This is a genomic window from Variovorax sp. Root411 (assembly GCF_001425205.1).
In the GTDB taxonomy this organism is placed as follows: Bacteria; Pseudomonadota; Gammaproteobacteria; order Burkholderiales; family Burkholderiaceae_C; genus Variovorax.
Genome location: NZ_LMDW01000020.1, coordinates 181513 through 200627, shown reverse-complemented (window position 1 = coordinate 200627; position 19115 = coordinate 181513). Strand labels below are relative to the sequence as shown.

Genomic DNA, 19115 nt, shown 5'->3' with positions numbered 1-19115 from the left:
ATCACGCCGATGCGGGGGCCTTTTTCGCGAAATAAAGGAGGAGCGAAGCGGGGGACATTCGCGAAAAAGGTCACCGCGTCGGCGGGATCGCGCCCTGAATCACGCTCGCAAGAAGTTCAGCCTCACCCAGCCATCTTGCTGCTGCGCGCCGCGTCGAGCACCTCGGGTTCCTGCGCCTCGATCCAGTTCTCGTTGTTGAGCCCGGCCTGCAGCCGCGTCTCGTCGAGTTCGTTCGTCCACTTGGCGACCACGATGGTCGCGACGCCGTTGCCGATCAGGTTGGTCAGCGCGCGGGCTTCCGACATGAAGCGGTCGATGCCCAGGATCAGCGCAAGGCCCGCCACCGGCACATGGCCCACCGCCGACAGCGTGGCCGCCAGCACGATGAAGCCGCTGCCCGTGACACCCGCCGCGCCCTTCGAGGTGAGCAGCAGCACGGCCAGCAGCGTGATCTCCTGCGTGAACGTCATCGGCGTGTTGGTAGCCTGCGCGATGAACACGGCCGCCATTGTCAGGTAGATCGAGGTGCCGTCGAGGTTGAACGAGTAGCCGGTGGGAATGACAAGGCCGACGCAGGTCTTGTTCGCGCCCAGGTTCTCCATCTTCTCCATCATGCGCGGCAGCACCGATTCGCTCGACGACGTGCCCAGCACGATCAGCAGCTCTTCCTTGATGTACTTGATGAACTTCCAGATGCTGAAGCCGTGGAACCGCGCAATGAGCCCCAGCACCACGAAGATGAACAGCAGGCAGGTCAGGTAGAAGGTGCCCATCAGCTTGCCTAGCGAGAACAGGCTGCCCAGGCCGTACTTGCCGATGGTGAACGCCATCGCGCCGAAGGCGCCGATGGGCGCGAGCTTCATGATGTAGTTGACGATGCCGAAGAGCACATGCGAGCCCTTCTCGATCACGTCGAACACCAGCGTGCCGCGGCCGCCGAAGCGGTGCAGCGCAAAGCCGAACATCACCGCGATCAGCAGCACCTGCAGGATTTCGCCCTTGGCGAAGGCATCGACCAGCGTGCTCGGAATGATGTTCAGGACGAAGTCGACCGTGCCGGTCATCTTGCCCGGGCCGGTGTACGAGGCGATGGCCTTGGTGTCGAGCGTGGCCGGGTCGATGTTCATGCCGGCGCCGGGCTTGAGCAGGTTCACCAGCACCAGGCCGACCAGCAGCGCAATGGAGCTGACCACCTCGAAGTACAGCAGTGCGAGGCCGTTGCCGACCTTCTTCATGTCCTCCATGCCGGCGATGCCGACCACCACCGTGCAGAAGATGATCGGCGCGATGATCATCTTGATCAGCTTGATGAAGCCGTCGCCCAGCGGCTTCATCGCCTCGCCGGCCGCCGGATAGAAATGGCCGAGCAGCACGCCGATGACCACCGCGGTGATCACCTGCACGTAAAGGGAACGGTAGATCGGGAGCTTTCTGGCGGGTGTGCTTGTTGTGCTTTCCATGGCTTGCCTCCGGAGGGTTTGGAAACTGTAGGACGTGTATTGGCCGCTTTCTATCCGTGGAACCCGTATGGATGAAATGAAAAAACCCGCCGAAGCGGGTCTTGTCGATCAGGTACAGGTCAGCATGCTCAATGCATGTGCAGGCCGCCGTTGACCGAGAAGTCGGCCCCCGTGCTGTAGCCGCCCTCGTCGGTGGCGAGCCACGCGATGATCGAGGCGATTTCGCTCGGTTCGCCCAGGCGCTTGACCGGGATGGTGGCAACGATCTTGTCGAGCACTTCCTGTCGGATGGCCTTGACCATTTCGGTGCCGATGTAGCCCGGGCTCACGGTGTTGACCGTCACGCCCTTGTTGGCCAGTTCCTGCGCCAGCGCCATGGTGAAGCCGTGCATGCCGGCCTTGGCCGCCGAATAGTTGGTCTGGCCGGCCTGGCCCTTGGCGCCGTTGACCGAGCTGATGTTGATGATGCGGCCCCAGCCCTTTTCGACCATGTCGCCCACCACCTGCTTGGTGACGTTGAACATGCTGTTGAGGTTGGTCTCGATCACCGCGCTCCAGTCTTCGGGCGTCATCTTCAGGAACATGCGGTCCCGCGTGATGCCGGCGTTGTTGACCAGCACGTCGATGGGGCCGTGCGCCGCCTTGGCGGCGGAAAAGGCCTCGACGGTGGATTGCCAGTCGCCGACATTGCCGACCGACGCATGGAACTCGAAGCCCTCGGCTTTCTGTTCGGCCAGCCACTTGGCGTGGTCGCGCGTGGGGCCGCATCCGGCGACCACGGTGAACCCGTCCTTGTGCAGACGCTGGCAGATGGCTGTTCCGATGCCACCCATGCCCCCGGTGACATATGCAACTTTCTTGCTCATGAGATTTTCCTTTATGTACATAGCAAAAGCCTGAACGGCCGCCTTCACTCTAGCGAGTTTCAAGCCGTGGTCCTCTGAGGAAAACACTGAGCCAAGCTTGCAACCAGCTGTCACGAAGCGGCCTTCGTGCCCGGGCTCTATCCTCGCATCTGTACGCTCTTGTGCAAGCGTCATCGCCAGCCTTACTACCAAGGAGTCGAAAGTATGAATTTCGGGATCATCGTCTTCCCCGAGGTCGAGGAACTCGACTTCGTCGGGCCGCCCTTCAAGACGCCATGAGCGCCGTTCCCCTGCCCGCCCCCCTGCCCGTCCTGGCCGCGCGCGTCGGCGAAACGCTGCGCGCGCGGGGCCAGACGGTGTCTGTCGTCGAGTCTTCGGCCGGCGGCCTGGTGTCTGCTGCCCTGCTCGCCATTCCCGGCGCGTCGGCGTACTTCCGCGGCGGCGCGGTCGTCTATTCGCGGCGCGCCGGCCGCGCGCTGCTGGGCCTGACCGCGGAAGACATGGCCGGCATGCGCGGCGAAACCGAGCCCTACGCCCGGCTCGTTGCAGGCCGGGTGCGCGACACCCACCACACGACCTGGGGCATCGCCGAAAGCGGTGCGGCCGGCCCGTCGGGCAGTCCTTATGGCGATGCGCCGGGGCACGTGTGCGTCGCCGTGGTTGGTGCGGTCACGGCAAGCCGGACCATCGAGACCGGCGACCCGGACCGGCCGAGGAACATGGAGGTGTTCGCGCGCCACCTGCTCGCGCTTTTCGACGAGACGCTGCGGGCGCAGCCGGAGGCACCGCCCGCCTGAGAGATTCAATCCTCAATCCGCTTGCACGCCCGCGGCGCGGATCACCTTGCCCCATTTCTCGATCTCCGCCGCGAGGTGCGTGCGCAGGCCTTCCGGCGTCTGCTTGTCCAGCGGCACGATCTCCGAGCTGAGTTCGGCCAGGCGGTGCTTGACCATGTCGTCCTGCAGCGCTGCGCGCAGGGCGACGTTGAGCTTCTCGAGCACCGCGGGCGGCGTGCCCTTGGGCGCGTAGATGCCGTGCCACACCTTCACTTCGAAGCCCTTGAGCCCCTGTTCGTCGAGCGTGGGAATGGTGGGCATGCTCGACAGCCGCTTGGGCGTGGTCACGCCGAACACCTTCACGCGGTTGCCGTCCTTGATGACCGGCGCGGTCTGCGTGGTCTGGTCGCACAGCAGGTCGACCTGCCCGCCCATGAGGTCGTTGAGCGCCGGGCCCGCACCCTTGTAGGGCACGGTGGTCAGCTGCACGCCGATCTGGTTCATGAACAGCAGGCCGCACAGCTGCGACACCGCGCCCACGCCCGCATTGGCCAGTGTCACCTTGTCCTTGTGGGCCTTCACGTAAGCCAGCAGCTCCTGGTAGTTGTTGGCGGGGAAGTCCTTGCGCGACAGCAGCGTCATCGGCACGTCCATCACCTGGCCGATGTACTCGAAGTCCTTCAAGGGGTCGTAGTTGAGCTTCTTGTACAGCGCGGGCGCGGTGGCCATGCCCATGTGGTGGATCAGGATGGTGTAGCCGTTGGGCGCCGCCTTGGCCACCCGCGTGGGCGCGATGGTCCCGCCCGCGCCCACCGTGTTCTCGACGATCACGGTCTGGCCCAGCGACTTGCCCATGGGAATGGCCAGCATGCGCGCCACCACGTCGGTCGGGCCGCCGGCCGAGTACGGCACGACCAGGGTGACGGGCTTGTCGGGCCACGCAGCCTGCGCGGCTGCCGGTGATTGCAAGGCAAGCAGGCACGCGCTCGCCGAGGCCGCGATCAGGGCCTTGAGTTTCCAGGTCTTCGTTGCTGTCACTTCGTTGTCTCCTTCTGGGGGTTATTTATTTACGGGTGTTCGAGCGCGAGCAGGCGTTCGGCCAGGCGCACCACGGGCGCGTCGACCATGCGGCCGTCGAGGCTGACGACTCCGCCGCTGGCTGCGCGCACGGCATCGATCACGCGGCGGGCCCATGCCACTTCGTCGGCGCTCGGGCCGAGCGCGGCCTGCACTTGCGCGACCTGGTCGGGGTGAATGCACAGCTTGGCGCCGAAGCCGCCGCGCCGGGCGCGCGCGGCGTCGGCAGCCAGCCTCGATGCATCGCGCCAGTCGGGCGTCACGCCGTCGATGGGCGCAGGCAGTCCGGCACGGCGCGAAGCCAGCAGCAGCGCGAGGCGCACCGAAACGAGTTCGGCTTCGTCCGCATCGCAAGCCAGGCCGAGGTCGGCCTGGAAATCCAGGTTGCCGAAAGCCAGGCGCAGCACCTGCGGGCCAGCGGCGAGCTCATCGACCGCAGCCAGGCCTTCAGCCGACTCGATCAACGGCACCAGCATGCCCTTCGGGCCGGTGGCTTCCGCAATCCTGGACAGATGAGCCGCGCGCTCCGCCTTGGGCAGCACGACGCCGGCAATCAAGCCTTGCGCCACAAGTACGCCCATCTGCGCACAGTCGTCGTCGTGACACGGCGTACCGGCGGCATTGATGCGCACCAGCAGGCGTTGCCGGTCGATCTCGGGCAGCTTGGCGAACGAGGCGGCGAGCGACTCGCGCGCCGCGACCTTGCGCTCGGGCGCCACCGCGTCTTCGAGATCGACGATCACGCCTCCCGCGCCGGTGGCCAGCGCGCGCGCATGGCGCTCGGGCCGGTCGGCCGGCACGAAGAGAAAGGCGCGCGCCAGCGCGAGCTGCGCGCTCACACCGCCCCCGCCTCGCGCAGCGCTGCAATGTCCGCTTCGCTGCGGCCGAGGCTACGCAGGATGGCGTCGGAGTGCTCGCCCACCGCCGGGATCGGGTCCATGCGGTAGTCGAACGCGCTCTGCCGGCCAGCCGGCAGCAAGGCCGGGATGTCTCCGGCCGGCGAGCCCACCTGCCGCCAGCGCTCGCGTGCCTGCAACTGCGGATGAGCCCAGAGCCCGGCCATGTCGTTCATGCGAGCGTTGGCGATCTGCGCCGCGTCGAGCCGCTCCAGCACCTGTGCCGTGCTCAGCGTGCCGAAGGTCTCCACAATGATCGCGCGCAGGGCTTCGCGGTTGTCGTTGCGCCGCGCATTGCTATCGAAGCGCGCATCGGCCGCGAGCCCCGTCTGCAGCAGCACCTTCTCGCAGAAAGTGCGCCATTCGCGTTCGTTCTGCAGGCCCAGCATCACCGTGCCGCCATCGCCGGCGGGGAACGGGCCATAGGGATAGATGGTCGCGTGCGATGCGGCACTGCGCGGCGGCGGCGCTGCGCCTTCGTACGCGTAGTACATCGGATAACCCATCCACTCGGCGAGCGATTCGAGCATCGACACGTCGATGTGCGAGCCCTTGCCGGTCTTGCCGCGCTGCAGCAGCGCCGCGAGGATGCCGGTGTACGCATACATGCCCGCCGCGATGTCGGCGATGGAGTTTCCCGACTTGCACGGATCGTCGGGCGTGCCCGTGACCGACAGGAAGCCGGCTTCGCTCTGGATCAGCAGGTCGTAGGCCTTCTTGTCGCGGTACGGGCCGTCTTCGCCATAGCCCGAGATGTCGCAGACGATGAGCCGCGGATGCTTCGCCTGCAGCGCCTCGGCGCCGAGCCCCATGCGCGCAGCGGCACCAGGTGCGAGGTTCTGCACCAGCACGTCGGCATCGGCCAGCAGCTCCTGCAGCACCGCGAGCGCGGCGGGCTGCTTGAGGTCGAGCGTGAGGCTTTCCTTCGAGCGGTTCACCCATACGAAGTGCGAGGCCTCGCCGGCCACGCGGGCGTCGTAGGCCCGCGCGAAGTCGCCCACCTCGGGGCGCTCCACCTTGATGACCCGGGCGCCGAGGTCGGCCAGCTGGCGGGTGCAGAACGGTGCGGCAATCGCGTGTTCAAGCGAGATGACGGTGATGCCGTCCAGGGGTCTTGTCATGTGTTCCTTCTCCTGTCAGGCCAGCACGGCCGTGGCCTGCATCGTGAGCCAGCCGTCGGCGTCCTCGCCCCAGAGGCTGAATGTCTTTCCATCGGCGCTCGGCCTGCCGTGCACGCGGAACGGCGCGATGTCGAAGGTCGGGCGCACGGCGCGGAATTCGAAGCGCGCGAGCTGCGCGCCCGGCACGTTGCGGCGCAACAGGTCGACCAGCAGCGTCGCGATCAGCGGGCCGTGCACGATCAGGCCCGGATAGCCCTCGACCTGCGTCACGTAGCGGCGGTCGTAGTGGATGCGGTGGCCGTTGAAGGTGAGCGCGGAGTAGCGGAACAGCAGCACGTCGTCGGGCGCGATGTCGCGGCTGAAGGCGGCGTCTTTCGGGGCGGGCGTGGGCGGCGGGCCCGCTTCGCCCGGCTGCGCGGCGGCGCGGTAGACGATGTCGTGCTCCTCGGTCAACGCGAGGCCGCGCTCGTTGCGCACCTCATGGCGCACGAGCACGAACACCAGTTCGCCGGTGCGGCCCGCCTTGTGCGTGACTGAGGCGATGGTCGAAGTGCGCTGCGCCTTGTCGCCGACCTGCAGCGGATTGCCCGCCTCCCAATTGAGCCGCCCGCCGGCCCACATGCGGCGCGGCAGCGGCACGGGCGGCAGGAAACCGCCGCGCTTCGCATGGCCGTCGTCGCCGATCTCGGACTGGCGATGGTGCGGCAGGAAGTAGAGCCAGTGCCACAGCTCGGGCAGGCGCGTGCCGGCAACCGGCAGCGCGTCGTCGCGGTCGAGCGTCGCGGAGAGCGCGCGCACGGGTGCGGCAGTGATGTCGTCGGCCAGCGTTTCGCTGCGGCCCTGCCAGGCTTGCAGCCCGGCCAGCGCCTCGCTGTCGATCATGGAAGGCGCCGGGTGGTTGTCGTTGCTCATGGGTCTTCCTTCAGTCGACCGCGGCGCCGGAGGCCTTGACGATGCGCGCCCACTTGGCGAGATCGCCCTGCAGCAGCGCCGCGAACTGCTCGGGAGAAGTCGGCGCCGCGATCTCGACGCCCTGTTGTTCGAGCTTGTCGCGCAGGTCCTTCGAGGCGAGCGCCTTGCGCGTAGCGTCCTGCAATGTCGCCAGCACGTCGGCCGGCACGCCCGCGGGTGCGAACAGGCCGATCCACAGCGTGCCGTTGTAGCCGGGCACTGCCTCGGCGATGGTGGGCACGTCGGGCAGCACGGCGGAGCGCTTGTCGCCGCTCACGGCCAGCGCGCGCAGCTTGCCGGCCTTGATGTGCGAAAGCGCCGAAGGCAGGCTCGCGAACACGATGGGCAGTTGCCCGCCCAACACATCGTTGAGCGCGGGCGCCACGCCCTTGTACGGCACATGCTGCAGCGAAATGCCGGCCATGCTGTTGAGCATTTCGCCGAGCAGGTGGTTGAGCGTGCCATTGCCGGCCGAGGCGTACTGGTAGTTGGCGCCCTTCTGCCGCGCGAGCTTCAGGAACTCCGCGAAATCCTTCGCCGGGAACGTCGGGTTGACCAGCAGCACGTTGGGCACCGCGCCGATCAGGCCGACGGGCTTGAAGTCCTTCACCGGGTCGAAGCCCGGGTTCCTGTACAGCGCCGGGTTGATCGCCTGGCTGCTGCTGATGGTCATGAGCAGCGTGTAGCCGTCCTTCGGCCCCTTGGCGACCAGCTGCGTACCGATGTTGCCGCCCGCACCGGGACGGTTGTCGACCACCACGCTGGCGTTGTTCATCACCTCGCCGAGCTTCTGGCCCACGAGGCGCCCGACGATGTCGTTGGTGCCGCCGGCGGCCTGCGGCACGACCAAGGTGATGGGGCGCGAGGGGTAAGACTGGGCGCCCGCCGGGCCCGTCGGGATCAGAAGCGCTGCAGCAGCCAGCGACAGCAGCGCGCGTATGCGGAATCTCATGTGTGGTGTCTCCATAGGCCGCATGGTCGTTCGCCCTCCCCTCGCGCGCAATCTGCGATTTCGGAACCCAGCCTTCTGCATTTCCGAAGGCTCGGCGCATAACATCGCCCCATGCTTTTCGACCTCACCGACCTGCGGCTGTTCGTGGCCACGGCCGAACTCGGCAACCTCACGCGGGCCGCCGAGCGCCAGCACCTGTCGCTGGCCGCCGCCAGCGCACGCATCAAGGCGCTGGAAACGCAGGCCGGCCTTCAGCTGCTGCAGCGAGAGGCCCGCGGCGTGCGGCTGCTGCCGCCGGGCGAAGCCTTTCTGCATCACGCTCGCCTCGTGCTGCATCAAACGGAGCAGCTGCGCGCCGACCTGCTCGAATACGGCGGTGGGCTGCGCGGCCATCTGCGCGTGTTCGCCAACACCACGGCAGTGACCGATTTCCTGCCCGAGATCCTGCCCGGCTTCCTTGCGCGCAACCCGCGCATCAACGTCGACCTTCAGGAGAAACCGAATGCTCAGATTCCGCGCGGCGTGCTCGACGGCCGCGCCGACATCGGCATCGTCGCGGGCCGCGTCGACACGCTCGGGCTGGAGGCGATCCACTTCAGCACCGACCGGCTGGTGCTCGTCACCTCACGCAGGCACCGCTTCGCGAAGCGCCGCAGGATCGCCTTCGCCGAGACGCTCGACGAGGACGCCATCGGCATGCAGCAGGGCAGCACGCTGCAGACCTTCCTCGCGCAGATCACCGACAACCTCGGCAAGCGGCAGAAGCTGCGCATCCAGCTCGGCAGCTTCGACGCGATGTGCCGGATGATCGGCAGCGGGGTGGGCATTGGCGTGGTGCCGGAGTCGGCGGCGCGCCGCAACCAGGAAAGCATGCAGCTCGCGCTGATCGACCTCAGCGATGCGTGGTGCGTGCGCGAGCGGTATCTGCTGGTGCGGGACCGGGTGGCGCTGCCGGTCTATGCGCAGGCGCTGGTCGAAACCTTATGCCGGCACTACGCCGAACAACTGGCTGAAGAGGACTGAGTCGGCGCCGCAAAACCCGGGATTTGCAGGCGATCGCCGAACAAGCCGAGCCCATCCCCATTTTCCGTGGACAACTTTGGGGGTAACTCAGGAGGAGCCTTGTAAAACAGATTTAAGTCTTTGTTTTACAAGGGTATTCCTTAGTTTGCTCAAAATTTGGGCGGTGAACAACTTGGGCGGGCAAAACGGTCCCGATGGCCCTGAAAACGACGATGAAGAGAACTTTCGCTCAATTTCCGAAGGGCAGAAAGTCTCGTCGGATCAGCGACTTACACCCGAATTACGAAAAGCCAATGTCGTCCCCATTTTCAGTGCACAACTTTGGGGATAACTCATGAGGAGCCTTGTAAAAGGCTCGTAAGCTGTTGTTTTACAAAGGAATTAATCACTTTGCCCAAAAAATGGGCGGTGAACAAAGTGCTTTCGCCGGGCCTGCCGCTCAGTACGGCGGCGCCTTGCGCTCGCGCTGCGCCCGCGCCGCTTCGGTCCACCACGCCAGGTCGTCCGCGAAGCGGCCGAACGAGCGTTCGAGCGATTCGCCTGCGGACCCCGTCGGCTTGCCGGCCGCATCCAGCGCCTGCGAGATCGGGCCGACCGCGAGCGTGCTCGACACGACGACCATGCCCATCTCCGAAAGGATCGAATGCCACACCGTGCCCGAGCGCACGCCCGAGAAGCGCCCCGCCGAATAGCTCGCGATGGCCGCGGGCCGCCAGAACCACTCTTCGAGGAAGTGGTCGGTCAGGTTCTTCAGGCCCGGCTGCGGGCCCCAGTTGTATTCCCCGGTGACGAAGACGAAGGCGTCGGCCGCGCGGATCTTTTCGGCCAACGCTTCCATCGCTGCCGGCGCGGTGCCCTTGGGGTACTCCTTGTACATGCGGTCGAGCATGGGCAGGTCGACCACCTTCGCATCCACCAGCTCCGCATCGTCACCCCGCGCCCGAAGGCCGGCCACGACGTAGTCCGCCAGGCGAACGCCCATGCGGTCGGAACGGTACGAACCGTAGAAGACCAGGATCCTGTCGCTCATCGCTGTTCCGTTTCGAGCTTGTCCTGGGTGCGGGTCCCGAAGTCGCTGGCGTCGTGGCGCTCGTGCAGCTGGCTCCAAGGCTGGCCCCAGGCCCGATTGACCATGCGGCCGCGCTGCACCGCCGGGCGCTGCGCAACCTCGTCGGTCCAGCGCAGCACGTTCTTGTACTCGCCAACCTGGAGGAACTCGCCCGCCTCGTACAACTGCCCCTTGGCGAGCGTGCCGTACCAGGGCCAGACGGCCATGTCGGCGATGGTGTACTCATTGCCCGCCAGATAGCGGCTCTCGGCCAGCCGGCGGTCGAGCACGTCGAGCTGGCGCTTGGTCTCCATGGCGAAGCGGTCGATCGCGTATTCGATCTTCGTGGGCGCATAGGCATAGAAATGCCCGAAGCCGCCGCCCAGGTACGGCGCGCTGCCCATCTGCCAGAACAGCCATGACAGGCACTCGGCGCGAGCCGCCCGCTCCGTCGGCAGGAAGGCATTGCCGAACTTCTCGGCCAGGTACTGCAGGATCGCGCCGGACTCGAACACGCGGATCGGCGTAGCGCCGCTGCGGTCCATCAGCGCGGGGATCTTGGAGTTCGGGTTCGCCGCCACGAAACCGCTGCCGAACTGGTCGCCTTCGTTGATGCGGATCAGCCAGGCGTCGTACTCGGCGCCGGTGTGACCCAGCGCCAGCAGTTCTTCCAGCATCACCGTGACTTTCACGCCGTTGGGCGTCGCCATCGAATAGAGTTGCAGCGGATGCCGCCCCACTGGCAGGTCTTTCTCGTGGGTGGCCCCCGCGATCGGGCGATTGATGTTCGCGAAGCGGCCGCAGCTTTCCTTGTTCCAGGACCAGACGGTGGGCGGCGTGTAGGCTGTCGTGCCATTCATGCGATGAGTTCCAAAGGGAGTTGGACAGACGATGATCATTTTCTACGACTGCGCCACCGCGCCGAGTCCGCGGCGCGCCCGCATCCTGCTTGCCGAAAAGGGCATTGCCCATGAGACGGTGCAGGTCGACCTGGCACATGGTGAGCAATTGGGCGCGGCCTACCGCGAGATCAACCCGCAATGCACGGTGCCGGCGCTGCGCACCGGGGAAGGCGACCTGCTGACCGACAACGCCGCCATCGCGGCCTGGCTGGAGGCCCGCTACCCCGAGCCGCCGCTGACGGGCCGCACGCCGCAGGAAAAGGCCGAGATTGCCAGCTGGAACTGGCGCATCGAGTTCGAAGGCCTGCTGGCCATTGCCGAGACGCTGCGCAACAGGTCGCCGGCCATGGCCGGCCGGGCGCTGTCCGGACCGGTGAACTACGCGCAGATCCCCGAGCTGGCGCAGCGCGGGCTGGCGCGGGTGCAGCATTTCTTCGAGACGCTGAACGAACGGTTGATCGGCCGCGACTTCATCGCCGCCGACCAGTTCAGCGTGGCCGACATCACCGCCGTGGTGGCGGTGGACTTTGCCCGCGTGGTGCGGGTCAAGCCCGGGGAACAGCACCCCGAGCTGCTGCGCTGGCGCGCTGCGATGGCGCAGCGCCCGTCGATGTCGCGCTGAGCGGCAACGACGGCGCGCCGGGCGCTGTGGATCAGCGCTCGATGGTCAGCGCCACGCCCATGCCGCCGCCGATGCACAGCGAGGCAATGCCCTTCTTGGCGTTCTGGCGCTGCATTTCGTGCAGCAGCGTCACCAGGATGCGGCAGCCCGACGCGCCGATGGGATGGCCGATGGCGATGGCGCCGCCGTTGACGTTCACCTTGTTCACGTCCCAGCCCATTTCGCGGTTCACGGCGCAGGCCTGCGCGGCGAAGGCTTCGTTGATCTCGAGCAGGTCGAGGTCGGCGGCCTTCCAGCCGGCGCGCTGCAGCGCCTTGGTCGACGCGGGCACCGGGCCCATGCCCATGATGGCCGGATCGAGGCCGGCGGTGGCGTAGCTGGCGATGCGGCCCAGCGGCTTCAGGCCGAGCGCGGCGGCCTTCTTGGCCGTCATCACCATCACGGCGGCGGCGCCGTCATTCAGGCCCGAGGCATTGCCCGCGGTCACGCCGCCGGCCTTGTCGAAGGCGGGACGCAGGCCGGCCAGGCCCTCGGCGTTGGTCTTGCGATTGATGAACTCGTCCTTGTCGAAGACGACGGGGTCGCCCTTCTTCTGCGGAATGCTCACGCCGACGATCTCGTCCTTGAACTTGCCGGCATCCTGCGCGGCGGCGGCCTTGGTCTGGCTGCCCAGCGCCAGCTCGTCCTGCGCGGCGCGGCTGATTTCGTACTTCTTGGCCACGTTCTCGGCCGTGATGCCCATGTGGTACTGGTTGTAGACGTCCCAGAGGCCGTCCACGATCATGGTGTCGACCAGCTTCCAGTCGCCCATGCGCTGGCCGTTACGCGAGTTGGGCAGCACGTGGGGCGCTGCGCTCATGTTTTCCTGGCCGCCGGCGATGACGATCTCGCTGTCGCCCGTGGCCACGGCCTGCGCCGCCAGCATCACGGCCTTCAGGCCCGAGCCGCACACGGCGTTGATGGTGAGCGCCGGGGTTACCTTGGCGCCGCCGCTCTTGAGCCATGCCTGGCGCGCGGGATTCTGGCCGGCACCGGCCGCCAGCACCTGGCCCATGATGGCCTCGCCGACCTGCTCGGCCGTGAGGTTCGCGCGGGCAATCACTTCCTTGATCACGAGGGCGCCCAGCTCGGTGGCGGGGATGCCGGCGAGCGAGCCGCCGAACTTGCCGACCGCCGTGCGTGCAGCCGAAACGATGACGATGTCTTCCATGAGGTTCTCCGTTGAAGTGATCTGAAATTCGAGGTGAGAGGGATCAGGCGCGAGCCTTGACGTAGCGTCCCGGTGCCGGCTCGATGGCCTTGTAAGCCTTGCCGTTGCCGTACGCCTTGGGCGCGGGGATCTGCTTGCCTGCGTGGCCCTTGAGCCATTGTGCCCAGTCGGTCCACCAGCTGCCGGGATGCTCCTGCGCGCCGGCAAGCCATTCGGCCTGCGTCTTCGGGAACTTGCCGTCGTCGCGGATCCAGTGGCTGCGCTTTTTCTTGGCGGGCGGGTTGATCACGCCTGCGATGTGGCCCGAGGCGCCCATGACGAAGCGCTTCTTGCCCGGCAACAGCTGCGTGGAGGCATATGCGCCGCCGATGGGCACGATGTGGTCTTCGCGCGAGCCGTAGATGTAGGCCGGGATGTCGATGTTGCCGAGGTCGACCTTCTGCCCGCACACCGTGAGCGCATTCGGCTTGGCCAGCTTGTTCTCGTGGTACGTGTTGCGCAGGTACCAGGCATAGAACGGGCCCGGCAGGTTGGTCGCGTCGCTGTTCCAGTACAGCAGGTCGAAAGGCGGCGGGGTTTCGCCCTTCAGGTAGTTGCCGACCACGTAGTTCCACACGAGGTCGTTGGGCCGCAGGAAGCTGAAGGTCGAGGCCAGGTCGCCGCCCGGCAGCAGTCCGCCCTTTCCGAGCTGCATTTCGCGGTACGCCACCATCTGCTCGTCCACGAAGATGTCGAGGATGCCGGTGTCGCTGAAGTCGAGGAAGGTGGTCAGCAGCGTGACCGATGCGGCCGGCTTCTCGCCGCGCGCCGCGAGCACGGCCAGCGCGGTGCTCAGGATAGTGCCGCCCACGCAGAAGCCCAGCGTGTTGATCTGCTTGCTACCGCTGATCTCCTGCACCGTGTGGATCGCCTTGATGGCGGCGTTCTCGATGTAGTCGTCCCAGGTGGCCTGGGCCATCGACTCGTCGGGGTTGCGCCAGCTCACCACGAACACGCGGTGGCCCTGCTCGTTCGCATAGCGAATGAGCGAGTTCTCGGGCTGCAGGTCGAGGATGTAGAACTTGTTGATGCACGGTGGCACCAGCAAAAAGGGCCGCTCGTACACCTTGGCGGTGAGCGGCTTGTATTCGAGCAGCTGGAAATACTCGTTCTCGAACACCACGGCGCCCTCGGTGGTGGCCACGTTGCGCCCCACTTCGAAGGCGCTCTCGTCGGTCATGCTGACGTGGCCCTGCTTCATGTCGTGCAGCAGGTTCTGGATGCCCTTGGCGATGCTCTCGCCTTGCGTGTCGATGGCCTTCTTCTGCGCTTCGGCATTGAAGGCCAGCGAGTTGCTGGGCGACGAGGCCGCCATCCACTGCTCGACCGCAAAGCGCAGGCGCGCCTTGGTCTTTTCGTCGGCGTCGATGGCCTCGGCCATGCCGAGCATGGTGCGGCCATTGAGCAGGTACACGGCCGCCGAGAAGGCCGACAGCGGGTTGCTGCCCCAGGCGTCGGCGGCGAAGCGCTTGTCGCCTTCGGGCTTGGCGCCGAAGCCCTGACGCCAGAGTTCGGTCGCTTCCGCCATGTACTGCTGCTGGATGGACTGGAGCTTTTCGGGGTCGATGGAGAATTTGGGCAGCTCGGGCATCTTCGCGGCCTGCGGCAATTGCCATAGCGGCGTGCCGCCGCCGTTGAAGGCCGAAGCCCCTTGCGCGGCGGACTGCCGGAAAGCTTCCAGCGCCTGGGTCCATCCCTCGGTCATTGCCTGCTGGAAGGGCGCGAACGCATCGGCCCCCGTGGCTTGTTGCTTCATCATGTCTCCTGGTCCTCGCCTGAGTCGAAACGGATGGCTTGCGTGTTTTGAGTATCCTGCATTTCACGGGGCCCTCACAACGCCGCTTCCTTGCTTACCAACTGAAACTACTTGTGTTTATCCATCTGATCGTCATCGGTTGGTTGTATGTCGCCCTGATGATGGCGGTGGCCGAGGCCACCAACACCACGGGCACGGTGCTGGGCGCCATCTTCACATTTCTTTTGTACGGATTGGCGCCGGTGGCACTGGTGGTTTACCTGATGGGCACTCCCGGTCGCCGCCGCGCGATGAGGCAGCGCGAGGCCGAGGCACAAGAAGCCGCCCGGCGCGCCGCAACCGAAAAAGCGGCGCCGCCGGTCGCAGGTTCAGGCCTTCCAGACCAGGACGGCGAAGCGGCCGCTGACGCTGTCCCGCCGGTGCGAAAAGAACCTTGAGGGATTGGCGACGGTGCACCAGCCGTCGCTGCCGTCGTTGCCATGGACGGCCTCGATACCCACCGCACGCAGCCGCTGGCGCGCCAGTGCGGGCAGGTCGGCCAGCCATTTCCCGGTGGCAGCCGCGGGCCTGAAGCAGGACGCCGCTTCGGGCGCGTGCGCCTCGAAGGCCGCCCTGACCTCGGGGCCGACCTCGAAGGCCCTGGGCCCGATGCACGGGCCCAGCCAGGCGATGACGCGCGCCGCACCATCGGCCTCGAAGGCCTTCGCGGTCTGTTCGAGTACACCGCCCGCGAGCCCGCGCCAGCCGGCATGCGCGGCTGCCACGCGGTGGCCGGCTTCGTCGGTGAAGAGCACGGGCAGGCAGTCGGCAACCATGATCGTGCAGGCCAGGCCGTCGGCAGTGGCGGTGCAGGCATCGCCAATGGTGCCGTCGCGCACCGCAGCATCCTGTGCAGCATCGAGCGAGACGACGCCCGTGCCGTGCACCTGCTGCAGGAAGACCGGCCCCGCGCCGATGGCCGCGCGCAAGCGGTTCCGGTTCTGCGCCACATGCGCGGGCTCGTCGCCCACGTGGTCGCCGAGGTTCAGGCTCTCGTAGCGCCCCTGCGAAACCCCGCCTTCACGCGTGGTGCACACGGCCCGCACGTTCGGCGGCGCGGGCCAGTCGGGCACGAGCCAGCGCTCGTTCATACGGCTCAGGCTTCCGCGTCGGGCGCCTGCGAGGGCTGCGCGCGCTGGAAGGCGTCGAGCTCCATGCAGGCCTCGAAGGCGGCCATGGTGCGCGGCAGGCCGCTGAAGTCGCAGTCGAAGCGGCGGCCGTTGAAGATCTGCGGCACCAGGCAGCAGTCGGCCATGGTGGGCGTGTTGCCCCAGCAATAGATGCCGGCGGGGTGCTGCGCGAGCTGGCGTTCGAAGGCCAGCATGCCGTCGCGCACCCAGTGGCGGTACCAGGCGTTCTTGGCCGCGTCGTCAAGCTTGAGGTCTTTCACGAGGTACTTGAGCACGCGCAAGTTGTTGAGCGGATGGATCTCGCAGGCGATCGACTGCGAGAGCGCGCGCACGTGGGCGCGGCCCACCGGATCGGTCGGCAGCAGCGCCGGCTCGGGGTGCACTTCGTCGAGGTATTCGATGATGGCCATCGATTGCGAGAAGCGCTCGCCCTCGTCCTCGAGCAGGGGCACCAGCATGTCGGCCGAGATGGCGGAGTAGGGGCCGGTGCGGTGGTCGCCGCGCGCGATATGCACGGGGACGTACTCGAAATCGAGGCCCTTCAGGTTGAGGGCAATGCGCACGCGGAACGAGGAGGAGGAACGGAAGTAGTTGTGCAGCTTCATGATTTCCCGAGCATAACGCTCCGTTACGGCGCGCTATGGCCATTCAGCGCGCCGTCCTGGCCGCCTTCCATTGTGGACCTCCCGCCTCTGGCACACTGCCGGTCTCCCGCTTAGGTTTCGCTGAAAAAGGACACGTCGCAATGGCTTCCGAGTTCATCTTCGCCCCGCCCGCCACCGTTTCGGTGCCGGTGGCCGGCCAGCCCGCCCGCTTCCCGGTGCACCGCATCTACTGCGTGGGCCGCAACTACGAAGATCACGCCAAGGAAATGGGCTTCACCGGCCGCGAGCCGCCCTTCTTCTTCATGAAGCCGGCCGATGCGCTGGTGGTGGTCGACGCGGGCCAGACCGGCACCATGGCCTACCCCTCGCTCACGAAGAACCTGCACCACGAGATCGAACTGGTCGTCGCCATCGGCACGGGTGGCAAGAACATCCTGGCGGCCGATGCGCACAGGCACATCTACGGCTACGCCGTCGGCCTCGACATGACGCGCCGCGACCTGCAGAACGACATGAAGAAACAGGGCCGCCCCTGGGACATCGGCAAGAGCTTCGAGCAGAGCGCGCCCATCGGCCCGATCGTGCCCGTGGCACAGGCCGGCAATGTGGAAAAGGCCGAGATCTCCCTGCAGGTGAACGGCACCGACCGCCAGCGCAGCAACGTGGGCAAGCTGATCTGGAACGTGGCCGAAACCATCGAGCACCTGTCGGCCGCGTGGGAGCTGCAGCCCGGCGACCTGATCTTCACGGGCACGCCCGAAGGCGTGGCCGCGGTGGTGGCCGGCGACACACTCGTGGGCGAAGTCGCGGGCCTGCCCAAGCTGACCGTCAAGGTCGCCTGAAGACGGCAGCCGGTTCCATGCTCCTGCGCGTCCCCATCAAGCATTGCAAGAACTGCGGCACCGCGGTGGTCTACCGCGTGCCGGACGACGGCGACACCAAGCAGCGCGCCGTCTGCCCGGCCTGCCACACCATCCACTACGAGAACCCGCTGAACGTGGTCGGCACCATCCCGGTCCTGGGCGACAAGGTGTTGCTGTGCAAGCGCAACATCGAACCGCGCTGGGGCAAGTGGACGCTGCCGGCCGGCTTCATGGAGCTCGAGGAAACCACCGCCCAGGGCGCGGCCCGCGAGACCGACGAAGAGGCCGGCGCCAACTATGTGATGGAGGGCTTGTTCTCCGTCATCAGCGTGGTGCGCGTGGGCCAGGTGCACCTGTTCTACCGGGCTCGGTTGCTTGACGACAGGTTCGACCCGGGCCACGAGACCATCGAGGCCAGGCTGTTCGCCGAGGAAGAGATTCCCTGGGACGAGATTGCCTTTCGCACCGTGCGCGAGACGCTCGAGCACTATTTCGAGGACCGGCGCCGCGGCAGCTTCGACCGCGTCCACACGATCGACATCGTTTGAACCTTCACACCGCCATGACACTTCGCTCCACCCTGCTTCGCGCCGCGCTCGGCCTCGGGGTCATCCTGGGCGCGACGGCGCACGCGGAAACGGTGGGCGACGTCGACACCGCCTTCAAGCTCATCGGCCCGGACCACAAGATCGTGATCGAGGCCTACGACGACCCCAAGGTCAGCGGCGTGACCTGCTACGTCTCGCGCGCCAAGACCGGCGGGCTGGCCGGCGCCTTCGGCGTGGCCGAGGACAAGGCCGAGGCCTCCATCGCCTGCCGCCAGGTCGGTCCGGTGAGCATCACGCAGCCGCTGCCCAAGCGCGAGGAGGTCTACAGCGAGCGGCTGTCGATCCTGTTCAAGCGCTTGCGCGTGGTGCGCATGGTCGACCCGAAGCGCAACACGCTGGTCTACCTGACCTACTCCGACCTGCTGATCGACGGTTCGCCCAAGAACAGCGTGACGGCGGTGCCCATCGACCGCGGCACGCCGATCCCGCTCAAGTAGGGCCCCGGGGCCGATGGCCCCTTCACAGCCGGTTGCTCTTTCGCGGGGCACCATTACGGCAGTTTGCTAGCATCGCCCGCGTGGCCTCCCTCCGCGGGCCACGGCGAGCCAGATCGCCGGAACCCTCCGCAACGAACCCGTTCCAACACAGCGCCATGCATCTTCAGACTTTTGTTTCCCGTATCGCCGCCCTGGCACTGGTTGCCGCCAGCCTCGCGGCCTGCACCACCACCAGCCTCAACGTCCCGCGGCCCGGCCCCACGGCCACACCGCCCGTGCAGAAACCGGCCGCGATGTTCGTGCGCCCCGCCACCGGCGCGACCCTGGCGCGCTTCGACGGCGTGCGAAACAAGGGCCTCGACATCGCCGGCAACCTGGGCGACCCGATCGTCGCCTCGGCCGACGGCCGCGTGGTGTACGTGGGCGGCGAACTGCCGGCCTACGGCAACATGATCATCGTCAAGCACAACGAAACCTACCTCACCGCCTACGCGCACCTGCAGACCATCCTGGTGAAAGAGAACCAGGTGGTGCGCCAGGGCGAGAAGATCGGCGAGATGGGCAGGAGCAACACCGACCGCGTGAAGCTGCGCTTCGAGATCCGCAAGAACGGCACCGCCGTGAACCCCGAGCCTTACCTCAACGGATTGCTTCAGCAATGACAGGCGGCACCCGGCGCCCATGAAAAAGCCCCTCGCGGGGCTTTTTTGCTTTCAGGGCGCAGTCGTGCCGGT

General features: G+C 66.8%; 21 protein-coding genes. 8 read left to right on the top strand and 13 right to left on the bottom strand.

Annotated features, from left to right (window positions below; translation table 11 throughout):
- Positions 1-122 precede the first annotated feature (122 nt).
- Together ASC92_RS25435 and phbB are read right to left on the bottom strand one after the other, a co-directional pair.
- On the bottom strand, positions 123-1460 hold the full coding sequence (locus ASC92_RS25435) for a dicarboxylate/amino acid:cation symporter (protein WP_056521390.1): 1338 nt from the start codon (positions 1458-1460) through the stop codon (positions 123-125).
- 128 nt (positions 1461-1588) lie between these two features.
- Positions 1589-2326, bottom strand: a complete 738-nt coding sequence (gene phbB / locus ASC92_RS25430) for an acetoacetyl-CoA reductase (protein WP_056521388.1) — start codon at positions 2324-2326, stop codon at positions 1589-1591.
- 275 nt (positions 2327-2601) lie between these two features.
- On the opposite strand from phbB, the gene ASC92_RS25425 reads away from it, so the two are divergent.
- A complete protein-coding gene (locus ASC92_RS25425) occupies positions 2602-3123 on the top strand; it encodes a CinA family protein (RefSeq protein ID WP_056521386.1) in 522 nt (173 codons plus the stop codon).
- 12 nt (positions 3124-3135) lie between these two features.
- On the opposite strand, the gene ASC92_RS25420 is transcribed toward ASC92_RS25425, so the two are convergent.
- The 5 genes from ASC92_RS25420 to ASC92_RS25400 are packed head-to-tail and all read right to left on the bottom strand — an operon-like array spanning position 3136 to position 8099.
- On the bottom strand, positions 3136-4140 hold the full coding sequence (locus ASC92_RS25420; RefSeq protein ID WP_056521382.1) for a tripartite tricarboxylate transporter substrate-binding protein: 1005 nt from the start codon (positions 4138-4140) through the stop codon (positions 3136-3138).
- 29 nt (positions 4141-4169) lie between these two features.
- Entirely contained in the window at positions 4170-5018 is an 849-nt protein-coding gene (locus ASC92_RS25415) for an HpcH/HpaI aldolase/citrate lyase family protein (protein ID WP_056521380.1), read from the bottom strand.
- Complete coding sequence (locus tag ASC92_RS25410) at positions 5015-6196, bottom strand: CaiB/BaiF CoA transferase family protein (protein ID WP_056521376.1); 1182 nt, start codon at positions 6194-6196, stop codon at positions 5015-5017. The genes ASC92_RS25415 and ASC92_RS25410 overlap by 4 nt, the downstream gene beginning before the upstream one ends.
- A gap of 15 nt (positions 6197-6211) precedes the next feature.
- Positions 6212-7108, bottom strand: a complete 897-nt coding sequence (locus ASC92_RS25405; protein WP_056521373.1) for an FAS1-like dehydratase domain-containing protein — start codon at positions 7106-7108, stop codon at positions 6212-6214.
- A gap of 10 nt (positions 7109-7118) precedes the next feature.
- On the bottom strand, positions 7119-8099 hold the full coding sequence (locus ASC92_RS25400) for a tripartite tricarboxylate transporter substrate binding protein (RefSeq protein ID WP_056521370.1): 981 nt from the start codon (positions 8097-8099) through the stop codon (positions 7119-7121).
- 111 nt (positions 8100-8210) lie between these two features.
- Here ASC92_RS25400 and ASC92_RS25395 point away from each other — a divergent pair, with 111 nt between their 5' ends.
- On the top strand, positions 8211-9122 hold the full coding sequence (locus ASC92_RS25395; protein ID WP_056521367.1) for a LysR substrate-binding domain-containing protein: 912 nt from the start codon (positions 8211-8213) through the stop codon (positions 9120-9122).
- A 439-nt stretch (positions 9123-9561) separates the two neighbouring features.
- Here ASC92_RS25395 and ASC92_RS25390 read toward each other — a convergent pair whose 3' ends face one another.
- Both ASC92_RS25390 and yghU read right to left on the bottom strand, forming a co-directional pair.
- Complete coding sequence (locus tag ASC92_RS25390; protein WP_056521365.1) at positions 9562-10152, bottom strand: NADPH-dependent FMN reductase; 591 nt, start codon at positions 10150-10152, stop codon at positions 9562-9564.
- Complete coding sequence (yghU, locus tag ASC92_RS25385) at positions 10149-11030, bottom strand: glutathione-dependent disulfide-bond oxidoreductase (protein WP_056521362.1); 882 nt, start codon at positions 11028-11030, stop codon at positions 10149-10151. The genes ASC92_RS25390 and yghU overlap by 4 nt, the downstream gene beginning before the upstream one ends.
- Before the next feature lie 31 nt (positions 11031-11061).
- On the opposite strand from yghU, the gene ASC92_RS25380 reads away from it, so the two are divergent.
- On the top strand, positions 11062-11694 hold the full coding sequence (locus tag ASC92_RS25380; protein ID WP_056521360.1) for a glutathione S-transferase family protein: 633 nt from the start codon (positions 11062-11064) through the stop codon (positions 11692-11694).
- A 31-nt stretch (positions 11695-11725) separates the two neighbouring features.
- Here the strand turns inward: ASC92_RS25380 and ASC92_RS25375 are convergent, their stop codons facing one another.
- Both ASC92_RS25375 and phaC read right to left on the bottom strand, forming a co-directional pair.
- The gene (locus ASC92_RS25375) at positions 11726-12904 is read right to left on the bottom strand and encodes an acetyl-CoA C-acetyltransferase (RefSeq protein WP_056521358.1); all 1179 of its coding nucleotides are present in this window, start codon (positions 12902-12904) and stop codon (positions 11726-11728) included.
- A 43-nt stretch (positions 12905-12947) separates the two neighbouring features.
- Positions 12948-14699: a class I poly(R)-hydroxyalkanoic acid synthase gene (gene phaC, locus ASC92_RS25370; RefSeq protein ID WP_056522153.1), complete on the bottom strand. Its 1752-nt coding sequence runs from the start codon at positions 14697-14699 to the stop codon at positions 12948-12950.
- Between the two features lie 113 nt (positions 14700-14812).
- On the opposite strand from phaC, the gene ASC92_RS28320 reads away from it, so the two are divergent.
- Positions 14813-15136 carry a hypothetical protein gene (locus ASC92_RS28320; protein WP_082519717.1) on the top strand — a complete coding sequence of 108 codons (324 nt, stop codon included), beginning with the start codon at positions 14813-14815 and terminating at the stop codon, positions 15134-15136.
- Here the strand turns inward: ASC92_RS28320 and pgeF are convergent.
- Both pgeF and maiA read right to left on the bottom strand, forming a co-directional pair.
- Complete coding sequence (pgeF, locus tag ASC92_RS25365; protein WP_056521355.1) at positions 15068-15829, bottom strand: peptidoglycan editing factor PgeF; 762 nt, start codon at positions 15827-15829, stop codon at positions 15068-15070. The two genes, ASC92_RS28320 and pgeF, sit on opposite strands and share 69 nt — an antisense overlap.
- A gap of 5 nt (positions 15830-15834) precedes the next feature.
- The gene (gene maiA, locus ASC92_RS25360; RefSeq protein WP_056521352.1) at positions 15835-16473 is read right to left on the bottom strand and encodes a maleylacetoacetate isomerase; all 639 of its coding nucleotides are present in this window, start codon (positions 16471-16473) and stop codon (positions 15835-15837) included.
- Positions 16474-16613: 140 nt separating this feature from the next.
- On the opposite strand from maiA, the gene ASC92_RS25355 reads away from it, so the two are divergent.
- The 4 genes from ASC92_RS25355 (at position 16614) to ASC92_RS25340 (ending at position 19043) form a co-directional block, all read left to right on the top strand.
- Positions 16614-17315: a fumarylacetoacetate hydrolase family protein gene (locus ASC92_RS25355; RefSeq protein ID WP_056521348.1), complete on the top strand. Its 702-nt coding sequence runs from the start codon at positions 16614-16616 to the stop codon at positions 17313-17315.
- A gap of 17 nt (positions 17316-17332) precedes the next feature.
- Positions 17333-17884 (top strand): NUDIX hydrolase, encoded by a 552-nt coding sequence (locus tag ASC92_RS25350; protein ID WP_056521345.1) that lies wholly within the window; start codon positions 17333-17335, stop codon positions 17882-17884.
- Between the two features lie 14 nt (positions 17885-17898).
- The gene (locus ASC92_RS25345) at positions 17899-18381 is read left to right on the top strand and encodes a CreA family protein (RefSeq protein ID WP_056522150.1); all 483 of its coding nucleotides are present in this window, start codon (positions 17899-17901) and stop codon (positions 18379-18381) included.
- 155 nt (positions 18382-18536) lie between these two features.
- Complete coding sequence (locus tag ASC92_RS25340; protein WP_056521342.1) at positions 18537-19043, top strand: murein hydrolase activator EnvC family protein; 507 nt, start codon at positions 18537-18539, stop codon at positions 19041-19043.
- Positions 19044-19115: the final 72 nt, after the last annotated feature.